The organism is Actinokineospora spheciospongiae (assembly GCF_000564855.1).
Taxonomy (GTDB): Bacteria; Actinomycetota; Actinomycetes; order Mycobacteriales; family Pseudonocardiaceae; genus Actinokineospora; species Actinokineospora spheciospongiae.
In genome coordinates this window covers 16,925-30,264 of record NZ_AYXG01000231.1, presented here as the reverse complement: position 1 = coordinate 30,264, position 13,340 = coordinate 16,925, and the positions used below count along the sequence as shown (strand labels likewise).

General features: G+C 72.8%; 15 protein-coding genes and 1 pseudogene. 11 read left to right on the top strand and 5 right to left on the bottom strand.

The genetic code is table 11. From position 1 onward, the window contains the following. Positions 1-220: 220 nt before the first annotated feature. Positions 221-874 (bottom strand): fasciclin domain-containing protein, encoded by a 654-nt coding sequence (locus UO65_RS29740; RefSeq protein WP_035289199.1) that lies wholly within the window; start codon positions 872-874, stop codon positions 221-223. A gap of 407 nt (positions 875-1,281) precedes the next feature. Between UO65_RS29740 and UO65_RS29735 the strand changes: the two genes are divergently transcribed. From UO65_RS29735 to UO65_RS29705, 7 genes are all read left to right on the top strand, one after another. After that, positions 1,282-1,722: an SRPBCC family protein gene (locus UO65_RS29735; RefSeq protein WP_035289198.1), complete on the top strand. Its 441-nt coding sequence runs from the start codon at positions 1,282-1,284 to the stop codon at positions 1,720-1,722. 1 nt (position 1,723) lies between these two features. Continuing rightward, positions 1,724-2,632 carry an acyl-CoA dehydrogenase gene (locus UO65_RS29730; protein WP_035289196.1) on the top strand — a complete coding sequence of 303 codons (909 nt, stop codon included), beginning with the start codon at positions 1,724-1,726 and terminating at the stop codon, positions 2,630-2,632. Next, complete coding sequence (locus UO65_RS29725; RefSeq protein ID WP_035289193.1) at positions 2,629-3,333, top strand: PIG-L deacetylase family protein; 705 nt, start codon at positions 2,629-2,631, stop codon at positions 3,331-3,333. The genes UO65_RS29730 and UO65_RS29725 overlap by 4 nt, the downstream gene beginning before the upstream one ends. Continuing rightward, positions 3,330-3,923 carry an SAM-dependent methyltransferase gene (locus tag UO65_RS29720; RefSeq protein ID WP_035289190.1) on the top strand — a complete coding sequence of 198 codons (594 nt, stop codon included), beginning with the start codon at positions 3,330-3,332 and terminating at the stop codon, positions 3,921-3,923. The genes UO65_RS29725 and UO65_RS29720 overlap by 4 nt, the downstream gene beginning before the upstream one ends. After that, a complete protein-coding gene (locus UO65_RS29715) occupies positions 3,917-4,585 on the top strand; it encodes a glycosyltransferase (RefSeq protein WP_035289187.1) in 669 nt (222 codons plus the stop codon). Before UO65_RS29720 ends, UO65_RS29715 begins: the two co-directional genes overlap by 7 nt. Before the next feature lie 133 nt (positions 4,586-4,718). Continuing rightward, positions 4,719-5,705, top strand: coding sequence for a class 1 isoprenoid biosynthesis enzyme (locus UO65_RS29710; protein WP_146241000.1), 987 nt, complete (start codon positions 4,719-4,721; stop codon positions 5,703-5,705). A gap of 2 nt (positions 5,706-5,707) precedes the next feature. Beyond that, a complete protein-coding gene (locus tag UO65_RS29705) occupies positions 5,708-6,439 on the top strand; it encodes a hypothetical protein (RefSeq protein WP_152552343.1) in 732 nt (243 codons plus the stop codon). Here UO65_RS29705 and UO65_RS29700 read toward each other — a convergent pair. Both UO65_RS29700 and UO65_RS29695 read right to left on the bottom strand, forming a co-directional pair. Then, on the bottom strand, positions 6,330-8,288 hold the full coding sequence (locus tag UO65_RS29700) for a glycine zipper family protein (protein ID WP_152552342.1): 1,959 nt from the start codon (positions 8,286-8,288) through the stop codon (positions 6,330-6,332). The two genes, UO65_RS29705 and UO65_RS29700, sit on opposite strands and share 110 nt — an antisense overlap. A gap of 121 nt (positions 8,289-8,409) precedes the next feature. Continuing rightward, complete coding sequence (locus tag UO65_RS29695) at positions 8,410-9,468, bottom strand: DUF3103 family protein (RefSeq protein WP_035289280.1); 1,059 nt, start codon at positions 9,466-9,468, stop codon at positions 8,410-8,412. Positions 9,469-9,712: 244 nt separating this feature from the next. Between UO65_RS29695 and UO65_RS38880 the strand changes: the two are divergent. Beyond that, positions 9,713-9,910, top strand: a pseudogene (locus UO65_RS38880) (transglutaminase domain-containing protein); the annotation flags it as partial. Here UO65_RS38880 and UO65_RS38875 read toward each other — a convergent pair. Together UO65_RS38875 and UO65_RS29690 are read right to left on the bottom strand one after the other, a co-directional pair. Beyond that, on the bottom strand, positions 9,878-10,033 hold the full coding sequence (locus tag UO65_RS38875; RefSeq protein WP_200873504.1) for a hypothetical protein: 156 nt from the start codon (positions 10,031-10,033) through the stop codon (positions 9,878-9,880). The pseudogene UO65_RS38880 and the gene UO65_RS38875 overlap by 33 nt on opposite strands. Next, on the bottom strand, positions 10,030-11,031 hold the full coding sequence (locus UO65_RS29690; protein ID WP_035289176.1) for a zinc-binding dehydrogenase: 1,002 nt from the start codon (positions 11,029-11,031) through the stop codon (positions 10,030-10,032). Before UO65_RS29690 ends, UO65_RS38875 begins: the two co-directional genes overlap by 4 nt. A 61-nt stretch (positions 11,032-11,092) precedes the next feature. On the opposite strand from UO65_RS29690, the gene UO65_RS29685 reads away from it, so the two are divergent. The 3 genes from UO65_RS29685 to UO65_RS29675 all read left to right on the top strand — a co-directional run bounded on the left by UO65_RS29685 (position 11,093) and on the right by UO65_RS29675 (position 13,301). Then, a complete protein-coding gene (locus tag UO65_RS29685; RefSeq protein ID WP_035289171.1) occupies positions 11,093-11,401 on the top strand; it encodes an ArsR/SmtB family transcription factor in 309 nt (102 codons plus the stop codon). Positions 11,402-11,551: 150 nt separating this feature from the next. Continuing rightward, positions 11,552-12,052, top strand: coding sequence for a thiol peroxidase (gene tpx, locus UO65_RS29680; RefSeq protein ID WP_035289168.1), 501 nt, complete (start codon positions 11,552-11,554; stop codon positions 12,050-12,052). A gap of 127 nt (positions 12,053-12,179) precedes the next feature. Next, positions 12,180-13,301 (top strand): hypothetical protein, encoded by a 1,122-nt coding sequence (locus UO65_RS29675; protein WP_152552341.1) that lies wholly within the window; start codon positions 12,180-12,182, stop codon positions 13,299-13,301. The last annotated feature ends 39 nt before the right edge of the window (positions 13,302-13,340 follow it).

Genomic DNA, 13,340 nt, shown 5'->3' with positions numbered 1-13,340 from the left:
ATCGGCAAGTACGGTGGACGCGGCGGTGGACCTCCTCCGCGCCGGGCGGGAAGGTCCACTGTGGAGAAAGGGCTCGACGCCCGACCCGGGTGGTGGGTCGGGCGTCGAGTTTCCGCGTTCGCCGGGAAACGGAGTGAACCCGGCTACCGCAGTCCGGAGCTGTCAGCGACAGCCGGGTGGGGTTGCTCAGCGCGCTGGGCGCCGGGTCCGTCGACCGGGATCAGGAGGTCGGCATCAGAACGGTGTCGATCAGGTAGACCGTGGCGTTCGCGGTCTTGACGCCGCCGCAGATCACGTTGGCGTCGTTGACCTTCAGCGAGTCGCCCGAGCCGGTCACGGTGACCTTGCCCTTCTCGACGCTGGTCTGCTCGCCCGCGATCTTGTCCGGGGAGATCTGGCCGGGGATCACGTGGTAGGTCAGGATCTTGGTCAGCAGGGCGTCATCGGTCTTGAGCGTCTCGATGGTGGCCGCCGGGATCTTGGCGAAGGCCGAGTCGACCGGCGCGAAGACGGTGAACTCGGCGCTGTTCAGCGTCGAGACCAGGTCGACCTTCGGGTTCAGCTTGCCGGAGACGGCGGAGACCAGGGTCGTGAGCAGCGGGTTGTTGCTCGCCGCGGTGGCGACCGGGTCGGCGGCCATGCCGGAGACCGAGCCCGCGCCGGAGGGGACCTGCTTGGCGTAGTCGGCACAGCCCGGGCCCACCAGGTTGCCGGCGGGGTCCGCGGCAGCGCTGGCGGAGGTGGTGGTGGCGGCCGGGGCCTGCGTGGTGGTGGTCGCCGAGGAACCGGTGTCCGAGCTGCCGCAGGCCGAGGCCAGCAGGGCGGTGATCGCCAGGCCGCTGACCGTGGTGCCGACGCGAATGCTGCGCTTCATCTGTACATACTCCGTTGCTTGAGGAAGGGCACCGCTGGGGCGGGAGGTCCCGTCCAGCAGATCCTCGGTGTGTCCGAGGGGGAGAACACTGGTGATTCGGCCCCGGGTCGGGGGTGGATGGGTCGGATGGGAGACGAGATCATTCCGTTACCAAATGTGTTCGCCTGGTCACCCACTCCGGTTTTCACCCTGCGCGGGGAAATGGCGCTGTGTAGGCTCGCGCGCCTTCGGCTGCCGGGAAGGACAATTCTTGCGTCCATACAGGAATTGCCCGGGCGTTTGCGCCCGCTGCCCGGTCTCAAACCGGTGTGGTGTGTGACGTTGGCCGTCGGCGGTCCGACGGTTGCGCCGCGTGGGGGCGGGTATTCGCAGTCCGACGACCCGAACTTTGTGAGAGGACCGGTGTTATGGGAGCCGTTGCGCACTACATCGAGGTGGAAGCGCCCGCACAGGCGTGCTACGACTGGTGGCGGTCGCTGACCAAGCTGCCGCAGATCATGTCCGACGTGCGCGAGGTGAAGTCGAAGGACGGGGCCGACCACCGTACCGTGTGGACGGTCGACGGGCCGCTGGGCAAGACGCTGACCTGGGAAGCCGACATCGTCGACGACGAGGCGCCGCACAAGATCGCTTGGGCGACGGTCGAGGGCTCCGACCCGGACGTGAAGAACTCCGGCGTCGTGCGCTTCGACGACAAGGGCAACAGCCGCACCGGGGTGGAGATCAGCCTGGAGTACGAGCCCCCGGCGGGCAAGCTGGGCGAGGCCGTCGCGTCCCTGTTCGCCGACCCGCAGAAGAAGGTCGAACGCGCGGCCGCCGAGTTCAAGGCGGTCATCGAGCGGCGCTGACGTGGACGCCGCCGAGCAGTTCCGCGCGTGGGTCGACGAGGGCCACGCGGACCTGCCGCTGCCCGGTGGCGGTGGCACCGCCGAGCGGTGGGCCGGGTTGACCGCGTTCGGCGCGGTCGACCTGGCCGCCGCCCGGCTCGCCGAGGGGCACGCCGACGCGGCGGCCATCCTCGCCGAGTTGACCGGTGAGCAGGCCGCGCCGGGGGAGTACTGGGGGGTCTGGGCGGCCGCGCCCCGCTCGCTCACCGCCGACCACGACCACAACGGTTGGCGCGTCAGCGGCGACCGGCCGTGGTGCTCCGGCGCGCACACGCTCACCGACGCCCTGGTCACCGCGCAGACGCCCGGTGGCCAGGCGCTCTTCCACGTCCGCACCGCCGACGCCGCGCCGCTGCCCGACACCTGGGCGGCGACCGGCATGGCGGCCAGCGACAGCGGCACCGTCCGCTTCGCCGCCACCCCGGCCCGCCCGGTCGGCGACCCCGGCGCCTACCTCGACCGACCCGGCTTCTGGCACGGCGGCATCGGTGTCGCCGCGGTGTGGCTCGGCGGCGCCCGCGGGGTGGCCCGACCGCTGTTCGACCGGGCCGACCACGACCCGCACCAGCTCGCCCACCTCGGCGCGGTCGACGAACTGCTCAGCACCGGGGACGCCGTCCTCGCCGACGCGGCCCGCGCGGTCGACGCCGCGCCCAAGGCCGACGCGGAGCGGCTGGCGCTGCGGGTCCGCGCCGCGGTCGAGCGGGTGGCCACCGGCGTGCTCGACCACGTCGGCCGGGCCACCGGCGCCGGACCGCTCTGCGCCGACGCCGCGCACGGCCGCCGCGTCGCCGACCTCACCGTCTACCTGCGGCAGAGCCACGCCGAACGCGACCTCGCCCGCCTCGGAGAACTGGGAACCCGACCGTGATCGAAATCGAGGGCACGGGGACCGACGAGAGCACTTGGCGGGCGTGGCCCGTGCTGGGTGCCCTGCCCCCGCTGCCGAACCCGGAGAGCCCGGTCGTGGTGGTCGCCCCGCACCCGGACGACGAGGTCCTGGGGGTCGGTGGCCTGCTCCGGCTCGCCCGCGGAGTGCGCCTCATCGCGGTCACCGACGGCGAGGCGTCGCACCCGACCACCACCGTTTACACCAAGCCCGAACTCGCCGCCGTCCGCCGCCAGGAGACCGCCGCCGCCCTGGCCACCCTCGGCGTCGCCGCGCGGGTCGACCGGATCGGGATGCCCGACGGGAACATCGACGAGGACGCGCTCGTGCCGCTGATCGCCCGGGTGCTGCGCCCCGGCGCCCGCTGCCTGGCCACCTGGCGCGGCGACGGGCACCCCGACCACGAGGCCGTCGGCCGGGCCGCGGCCCGCGCGTGCGCCCGCACCGGGGCCCGGTTGCTGGAGTACCCGGTGTGGACGTGGCACTGGTCCACCCCGGGGGACGAGCGCGTGCCCTGGTCCTCCGCGCTGCGGGTCGACCTGCCGCCGGAGGTGGCCGCGGCCAAGCGGGCGGCGGTCGCGGAGTTCGCCAGCCAGGTGAACCCGCTCGGCCCCGACCCGGCGATCCTGCCGCCCCCGGTGCTGCGCAGGCTCACCCGCGACTTCGAAGTGGTGTTCGGGTGAGCCTCGGACCCGACTACTTCACCGCCCAGTACGCGGCCGACCCGGACCCGTGGGGGTTCCGCTCCCGCTGGTACGAGCAGCGCAAGTACGCGCTCACCCTGGCCGCGCTGACCCGCCCGCGCTACCGGTCGGCGTTCGAACCCGGCTGCTCGGTCGGCGTGCTGACCGCCGCCCTGGCCCAGCGCTGCGACCGGGTGCTGGCCTGGGACCTCGACCCCACCGCCCGCGCCCAGGCCGCCGCGGGCACCCCGGACAACGTCGTGGTCGACGCCGGTCAGGTGCCGGGGGACTGGCCGCCGGGCGAGCACGACCTGGTGGTGCTGTCCGAGGTCGGCTACTACCTCGACGCGACTGACCTGCGGCGCCTGGTCGACCTCGCCGTCGGCTCGCTGGCCAGGGACGGGGAGCTGGTCCTCGTGCACTGGCGCCACCCGGTCGCCGACTACCCGGCCGACGGCGACACCGTGCACCGGGCCTTCCTGGCCGATTCCCCGCTGCACCGGCAGGTCGGGCACCTCGAACCGGACTTCCGCCTCGACGTGCTGACCCGGCAGCCGGGATCGGTCGCCACCCGGGAGGGCCTGTGCTGACCGGGATCGAGGTCGTGGTCCCCGCCCACGACGAGCGCGAGCACCTGCCGGACTGCCTGGCCGCCCTCGCCGACGCCGCCGCCCGCGCGCCGCTGCCGGTCCACGTCACCGTCGTCGCCGACTCCTGCCGCGACGACACCGCCGCCGTGGCCGAGGCCGCGGGCGCCACGGTCGTGACCGTCTCGGCCCGCAACGTCGGCGCGGCCAGGGCGGCGGGCTTCGCCACGGTCGCCCGCCCCGGCCGCTGGCTCGCCACCACCGACGCCGACACCCGGGTCCCCCGCACCTGGTTCACCGACCAGCTCGCCCAGCGCGCGGACGTGGTGGCGGGCGAGGTGGACGTCCTGGACTGGACGGCCTGGCCCGCCTGGCTGCCGCACCTCTACCGCGCCAGGTACTCCCGCGAGCGCGGCCACGTCCACGGCGCCAACCTGGCCTTCACCGCCGAGGCCTACCTCGCCGTCGGCGGCTTCCCCGCGCTGCCGGTGCACGAGGACGTCCGCCTCGTCGAGCACCTGCGCGCAGCCGGGTTCCGCGTCGTGCACCCCGACACCGCCCCGGTGGTCACCAGCGCCCGCCGCACGTCCCGCTGCACCGGCGGCTTCGCCACCCACCTGACCGACCTCGCCGAGGCCCGCGACCGGCTGACGGGCACCGGCTGACCGGGTGCTGAGCCGAACACCGCCGATGGCCCCGGCGGGCGGAATGGCCACGAACTGTCAGTGACACGCCTATGGCGATCCGTGCGCCGTACCCCTTACGCTGGATGTCTGACTTCATCGGGGGTGGCGGCCAGTGGGTCGGACAGAGGGCTCCCTCCGAGACCTGTGGTCCCTCGTCCGCCACGTGCGCTGGGCCCGCCCCACTCCGGGGATTCGCCGCCGGGCCGTGGAATACCTCGCGGTGTTCGAGCGGGTCGTGGTCCCCGTTGTCACGGCCGCTGTCGATGACCCGGTTGTCCGCGAGCGGGTCGTCGACGCGCTGCGGGGACCCGGGGTGAAGCTGACGTTCCTCGCCGCCGCGTACGCCGAGACCGCCGGGTTGCCGCTGGACGTCGAGCCGACCGTGTTGACCGGCGCCATCACCCGCGTCTACGACGACCTGTTCGACCACTTCGGCGGACCCGACCTCGACAACCGGTTGGATTCCCTGTTCCGCACGGGGGACTTCGCCGCCGCGAACGACGTGGAGGCCGTGTTCGCGGGGCTCTACCGGGCGGTCCGCGAACGCGTGGACCCGGCGGCCCTGGAGCTGCTGCTCGGCGAACTCCTCGAGTTGCAGGCGTACCAGGTCAGGTCGCGGGAGCAGACCGACCCCTCGGTCGGGTTCTCCTCGGTCCTGGACATCACGCGGGGCAAGGGCGGCCACGGGATGGTCGTGCTCTTCGGCGTCGCGACGGGTCCGCTGCACTGGAGGGAATCCGCCCTCGTGCGCGAACTGGGCTCCGTCCTCCAGCTCCTGGACGACTATGAGGACATGGAACCGGACAGGGCGGCGGGCGTTCGGACCGCGGTCACGCTCGGTGGGATCTCCCTCGGCGGCATCTGCGCCGGGTTGCGGGAGGTCGCCGACGGTTTCGGTGCCCGGTTCGGCAGGCGGAGACCGATGTTCACGATCGTCTACGCCGCGTTGTGGATGTCCTACCTCCGAAGGCGGTTCCCCCGGCCCGGTGGTCGGAGCCCGGTGGCCCGCCACCCCCTGTCCACCCTGTTGCTGCACCCCGCGCCACTGGCATCACCCGACCTCCGGTTGTCACCGCGTCCGGCCAGGGGGAAGGTGTGACTGTGACCAGAGGGGTGCCACCGGGGTGGAGCGCACCGCCCCGCCCTGATCTCGCCGTGCCCCTGGTGCGGGCGCCGGTGGTGCTGTCCCACGTCTTCGCGGGGCCGCGCAGGCCGGACTTCGGGCGGTCCCACCGGCAGAACGTCGTGCTGGCGGCGGTCGCGGTGGTGGTGTTCGCGCTGAGCCGGTTGCTCTGGTCGACACCCGTGGCACTGGTGGCGGTGGGCGTGGTCGCCTACGCCTTCGCCAGGTTCGTCTTCCTGCTGGTCCTCGAGCGCAACCAGGACCGGTTCGGGGAGCGGTGGTTGAGCGAGTGCAGCCGGGACCTGCGGGACAGCGAGTTCCCCGTGGTCCGCCTCAGCGCCGACGACCGCTTCTACGACCTGACCGACACCGATCGCGCCGCGCGCCTGCTCCACCTGTCCGACGAGCGCCCGGCGACCCCGGTCGTGATCGATTTCAGCCATCCCCCCTCGGCCCTGGAACGGGTCGGGTTCGCGCTCGGCGAGGTCCAGTTCCGCGCCGTGGAGGGCGCGGAACCGCGTGTCCGCTTCCCCGAGGCGCGCTACCGGTTGGACGATTCGGCGTTGCGCACGTTCTGGCAGCTCGGTGGCTCCGCCGTCGTCACCCTGGGCGCGCCAACTGCTTCCGGAGCAGCTCGTGCCGGAACTGGTAGGTCGGACCCACCAGGCGCAGGACGGTCCGCTGGTGGGCGTGGTCGAGGAAGCGCATGAGCCGCAGCGGCGTGCGCCGGGTGAGGGCCAGCCAGATCCGGGCCGTGTCGTAGCGCCCGCAGGCACTGGTCGAGTAGGTCGCCAGGCCGATGCCCCCGGCGCCCAGGACCAGGCCCACCGCCGCACCGAGCGCCCCGACCAGGAACGGGTTGGTGACCGGCACGACCAGCCCCCGGTCGGCGACCCCGACGAAGCCGCCCAGCACCGCGCCGACGACGGCGCCCAGGGCGGCACCGGACCCCGTCGCGATGAGCACGGCCCTCCGGTCGTCGTGCAGCGAGGAGGTGGGGGTGATGATCCCGGCGGGGTCCGTGGGCTCGGTGAACCTGCGCACCAACCCGAACAGCACGCCGAACAGCAACCCGGTCACCGCGCCGGGGAGCCCGCCGAACACGAGCCCGACGGCCACGGCGCCCGCGACCGCGCCGACCACGGCGAAGACCAGGTCGCGCGCGACCTCCACGCCGCGCAGCCGCCTGGGCGCGAAGCGGCGAGGCGGCTCGGCGGGCACGCGGGCGAGCAGCGCCCCACCGGCGGCGCCGAGGGCGAAACCCACGACGAGACCGAGGACGGGCCGCCCGAACAGACCCAGCAGCAGCAACCCGAGCACCGCCGACACCCCACCGCCCACCAGGACTCCGCGGGCGACGACGACCCACCCCGGCACCTTCGAGCACAGCTCCCACCACGCGATCTCGCCGTACTCGCGGGCCAGGAACGTCAACCAGTCGACCTGCCGGTCCAGGTCCCAGCCCGGCGCCCGGGTGGCGGGCTCGTGGTCGGTGGGTGATCCGGGGCGCTCGTCCAGCGCCCTGCGTGGGAAGTCCCGCAGCAGCGCCGCCCGCATGGCGTCGGCGTCGGCCAGCTCCAGCAGGTCGGCGGGCTCGGAGTCGCGCTCGCTGTAGACGTCCTGCGCCAGGGTCAGCATGAACGGGGTCTCCAGCGCCGCCCCGAGCTGGGCGTTCTCCCGCAGCCCCTCCAGCACCGGCTCCCACCGGTCCACCGCGACCTGCGGGATTCTCGACCGCAGGTGGTCGACCACCTCGTCGGGCCGGAACGGCAGCAACTCCACCACGTCCGGCTCCGGGATCGTCCCGGCCGCGTTGGCCGCGGCGAAGTACCCGCTCTGGCACGCCAGGACGAGGGGCCTGCCGCTGTCCAGGTCGCGCTCGATGGTCCGCAGCGCGGACGTGTCCGGCTCGGCACCCATCTGGTCGAGGTTGTCCAGCAGCGGCAACAGCCGACCGCGGCGCAGCAGTTCGAGCACCGCGGTCGGTCCGTACCGCTTCTCGTTCGCCAGGAACGGGTACTCCCCGAGCACCGCGTTGACCAACCACTCCTGGAAGTTCTGCCGGGGGTGCCACCCCGCGACGGAGAGGATGACCGGAACGGGTTTCGCCGACTGGCGCCGCAACACCGCCACGGCAAGCAGGATCAGCAGGCCCGTCTTGCCAGCGCCGCTCACCCCGGTGACCACCATCCGACGGGGGTTGTCGACGTACGCGGTCACCAACTCGTCGCACGTCCGCTCGGTCTCCGGCCCGCCGTGCAACGGCCGGTACCGCACCGGCAACCGCTTGTCCTCGACCAGGGCCCGTGCGCGCAGCTCCTTGTCCCACTGCTGCCTGACCTTGTTCGCCAGTGCGGCCGCGGCGTCGTCGACCTGGGCGTCGGTACTGGTGCTCGAGTTCCGGTCCTCCAGCAGCGGGACCAGGAACTTGACCACGCCCCCCGCGCTGACCACGACCGCCAGCACCCAGGTGATCGTCGCCGCGTCTTCGCGGAAGCCGACGACCAGCAGGCCCGCGACGATCAATGCCCACAACACCAGTTGCTTGCGTCCCGACACGGACACAGTTAACCGAATTCCGACGACCGCCACCCACCCAACTCCGCGGCAGGCGGATAACCGCCACCGCGGTCGGCCACCGATCGTTCAGGCGGGGGTCGCGTCGACCCGCCCGACCGCCTCAGAGCTCTTCGACCCAGTAGGGCCGCACGTCCATGACGCCGGTGCCGCGCGCGCCGGTGATGGTGCCCGAGGTCTGGGTGGTGAGGGTGTACCAGGACTCGACGTAGTCCGGGTCGTCCACCCACCAGCTCGCGGGCATGGCGTTGAGGATCGCCGTCACCAGCGGCGTGTACGCGCCGCCGTCCACAATGGTCAAGAGGGCGGTCGCGAGGGCGGTGGCCAGCGCGGAGTAGTTCGTGTCGCCGTCGTCCTCCATCATCACGACGTCGGCGGCGTTGTACCTGTAGTGGTTCCAGTGCACCAGGAGCTGGTTGGGGTGGTAGTCGCGGTTCTCGTCGTCGAGGTAGGGCATCTGGACCGGGTCGACGGTGGCCTTGCCGTCCGGGCCGAAGCCGCCCGCCAGGGTGAAGATCTCCGAGGAACCCTTGGGCCACGGCTCCTGGTTGTCGCCGACGCGGACGCGGGTGACCTGGGTGGCCCAGTAGCCGCCCGCCGCCTTGATCGGTCCACTTTGGATGGATCGGGTGCCGGTCGCGCGGCGCAGGACGTCCAGGCCGAGGCGGGTGGCGGTGGGCACGTCGATGTCGACCACGAACACCGGCCGGGACGGGACCTCCACCGTCGACAGCGTCACCGCGCGCCCACCGGGCTCGTAGGCGGTGAACCGGGTTGCTTCGTCGTCGTTCGGCGCCGCCGCGACCAGCGGGGCCACCCCGTCGCGCAGGGCGACCGCCATGCCCGCGTCACCCAGGCGCACCCGCAGCAGGTCGGCAGACCCGGCGGGCAGGCCCTTGGCGGTCAGCACGTCGGCGTTGGCCGCCGCCAGGGTCGGGGCCAGCCGACCGCGCCGGTCCAGCACCCGGGGGTCGGCCGGCGCCGTGCCCAGCGCGGGCCGGGCGCCGGACTCGCCGAGTTCCACCGCCAACGCGTGCGCCACCCGGTCGGTGATCCGCCCGACGCCGTCCGGTCGGGCGGGCGCCGCCTGCGCCGCTCCCGCCGCGACCACCCCGGAAGCGAGGACGACCACCGCCACCACGCCGTGCCTGAGTTTCCCCATCGCCGCCACCCGTCTCCCGTGAAGGTCCTCCCCCCACCTTGGATTGTCGGCGATAATCCGACAAGCGGACAAACGGCGTATCCGATCACCGGTTGGGCGGCGCAGGCGCGGAGTCCGGCGGGAACCGCCCGGCTGTCGGTGCGGGCCCCTGAGGTGCTCGGAGTCCGGATCGTGCCCCGTTGGTCCGGCCCGGACGCCGCAGGCAACACGAACGTGAAGGTTTTGCCCCCGGGTTGAACGGCGGGTGGAGTTCCACCTCACCGCAGTCCTCCACCGCACCAGGTCCGATGGTCCGACCCGCCTCCCCGCCGCCGCCCTGTGCGACCCCCGGCTGCTGGCCCTCACCGCCGCAGACGCCCTGGCCGGTGGCCGGGGCGTCTGCCAGGACTCGGCCCACCTCGTGCTCGCGCTATGCCGGGCGCGGGGCCTGCCCGCCCCCTGCGTCTCCGGCCACCTCCTCGGCCAGGACGGCACCCACGCCTGGGTCGAGGTCGTCGTCCCGCACCCCGGCGGCAGGCTGACCTGCGACCGGGTGCTCGGTGTCGTCGCCCTCGGCTGGGATCACAGCGGATGCTCGTCCAGGGGGTGCACGGCGATGGCGATCTTGCCGCGTGGACGTCGGCGACCCTCGCGGGCCGAGCCGCCTTCCAGCAGCGCGTGCGCCTGTGCGATGTCGGTCAGCGGGAGCACGGCGCCGATCACCGGCCGGAGCCTGCCCTGCTCGACCAGCAGGCCGAGGGCGTCGAGCTTCGCCCGGCCGGGGCTGGCGAAGAGGAAGTGGTAGGTCGCGTTCACGCCCCACGCGGCGAGCAGGTTCTGGGGTTCGGAGGTGTCCACGATGGACACCACGCGGCCTCGGTCGGCGAGGACCTCCGGGCTGCGGGTGAGGGTGTCCCCGCCCACCGTGTCCAGCACGACGTCCACCCCGCCCAGTGCGCGGACCTGCGGCACGGGGTCACCGACCGAGAAGTCGATCGCGGTGTCGGCTCCCAGCCCGGTGACGAACTCGTGGTCCCCCGCCCGCGCGGTGGTCACCACCTCGGCGCCCAGCGCGCGGGCGACCTGGATGGCGGCCGAACCGACCCCGCCCGCCCCGCCGTGCACCAGGACCCGTTCCCCGGCCCGCACCCCGGCGCGTTCGACCAGCGCCTCCCACGCCGTCACGCCCACGACCACGAGACCGGCTGCCTCGACGTGCGACAACCCCGCGGGCTTGCGGGCTACGAGGGCCTGGTCGACCACGTGGAACTCGGCGTAGGCCCCCTGCCCGGTGAACACCGGCGCCAGGTACCAGACCTCGTCGTCCGGTCGGAAGTCGTCCGCCCCCGGGCCGGTCTCGACCACCACGCCGGACACGTCGTTGCCGATCACCGCGGGCAGCGCCACCTGGTCGCGGTAGTCGCCGCGCCGGGTTTGCAGGTCGAGGGGGTTCACGGACGTGGCCAGCACGCGCACCAGCACCTGGCCGGGGCCGGGAACGGGTCTTGGCAGCTCTCGGGTGACGAACGCGGTGTCCGCGGCACCGAAGCGGACGAGTTCCACCACGCGCATCGAAGTCGACATGCCACGATCTTGGAACGTCATATCCCGAATTGTCAATGTGTTTGTGCGTTACGATCGCCGCGTGTTCTCTGAGGCGGAGTTGCTGGCTGTGTTCCGGGCACTGTCCAACCCGACCCGCCGTCAGCTGCTGGTGTGGCTCAAGGAGCCGATGGGGTTCCCCGGCCAGGAGCCCGACGACGTCGAGATCGGTGTCTGCGTGACCGACATCCAGCGGCGGGCGGGCCTGGGGCAGTCCACCACCTCGCAGTACCTCGCCATGCTGCGGCAAGCGGGGCTGGTGGTCGCCACCCGGCGGGGCAAGTGGACCTACTACCGCCGCGACGAGGCGAACATCGCCCACCTCCTGGAGACCCTGCGCGACGTGTTCTAGTGCCCCGTCGAGCTGTCGGGGGGAGGTGCTCGGGTCGGCGGCCCCGGCCGATCGGGCGGGGCTGACGGGGATCACAGCGGACGGGCGGCAGCCCCGGTGGGCGCGGGCTCTAGCATCGCCGTTGTCGGATCGAAGATCTTGGAGGACAACGTGTCAACTGTGACCCTCAAGGGGAACCAGGTTTCCGTCGGTGGCGCCTTCCCGGAGGTCGGCGCGGCGGCGGCCCCCTTCAGCCTGGTGGGCAAGGGCCTTGCCGACGTCGACCTGAGCGCGTTCGACGGAAAGCGGAAGGTGCTCAACATCTTCCCCAGCGTCGACACCCCGACCTGCGCGACCTCGGTGCGCACGTTCAACGAGCGCGCGGCCGAGGCGGAGAACACCGTGGTGCTGTGCGTGTCCGCCGACCTGCCGTTCGCCCAGGCCCGCTTCTGCGCGGCGGAGGGCCTGGAGAACGTGACCACGCTGTCCACCCTGCGCGGCGCCGAGTTCCTGACCGACTACGGCGTGGCGCTGCAGGATGGGCCGATGGCCGGTCTCGCCGCCCGCGCGGTGGTCGTGCTGGACGAGTCCAATGTGGTCGTGCACTCCCAGCTCGTCGGTGAGATCGCCGACGAGCCCGACTACGACTCGGCGCTGGCCGCCCTGAAGTGACCCCCGGGCGCCCCACCCGGTCGGGTGGGGCGCCCGGCTCCGGCACTCCGGAAATCACAGGTGACAACCACGGTTCTGGATGACACTCTTACCCAAATAAGGGTGTTATCTTGGTTTGGAGGTCGCTGTGGTTCGTCGCACCGCCGCTGTTGTGCTGGCATCCGCGCTCGTCGTCGCCGGGGCGCAGGACGCCGCCGCGGTCAGCGGGCCGGGGGACGCGGGGGTCCCGTTCTGGGTCGATGTCTCCCACCTCCGCCTGGTCAGCGACTCGGGGATCGCGGTCGGGACCTACCAGGGCACCATCTCCCTCTTCCGGGGCGGGAGCCGGGTGAGCCTGGGGAGCACCGCCGACGTGCAGGTCAACGACATCAACGCCACCGGCACGAGCGCAGGCAGGGTCAGCTACCGCGCCGCGACCTGGTCGCCCACCGGGGCCATCACCACTATCCCGAACCTGCCGGACGCCACCACCACCGAGGCGGTCGACATCAACGACAGCGGTGACGTGCTCGTCACCACCTTCCAGGGCAGGCCGTTCAGCAACGGCGCCGCCATCTGGCACGCGGGCGCGCTGACCCCGCTGCGGTACGGCGACACCCCCGTGCAGGCCGTGGCGATGAACGGCGGCGCCCAGGTCATCGCCGTGACCGACAGCGGCGACTTCGAAGCACCCCGCGAAGCCCTCCGCTGCACCCTCGCGGGCACCTGCACCGCGCTCCCGATGCCCACGGGCGCTGAACTCGTGGCCGTCCACGCGATCAACGACGCGGGCACCGTCGTCGGCACGATCATCGTCGAGGGTGTCACACGGGCGGTCGCCTGGGACGCCAACGGTCAGGTGACCGTCCTGCCCCCGCTCCCGGGCCATGCCTGGACCAACGTCGCGACCATCCGCCACGCCGTGAACACCCGTGGGGACATCGTCGGCTACAGCGACGCCACCGCCGTCGTCTGGCGGGCCGGGGTGCCCACGGCGCTGCCCGGCGGGCGCACGCTGAGCATCACCGACCAGAACGACCGGGGCGACGTCGTCGGTTCCGCCCAGAACGCGGCGGGCGACCCGCGCCCGTTCGTCATTTCCCGTGGCTCGTCGTTCAGCGAACTCGGAACGCTGATGCTGCTGCCGCGCGGGGAGGTCAAGGCCATCTCCGCAGGCGGGCTTGCCGTGGGCACCAGTTGGTTCTCGGTCTCGTTCTTCCCGGGCGCGGGCATCAGCAACCTGCGCGCCACCACCTGGCAGGTCGGCTGAACGCGGCGCGGGGTGGGCCACCGTGGTGACCCACCCCGC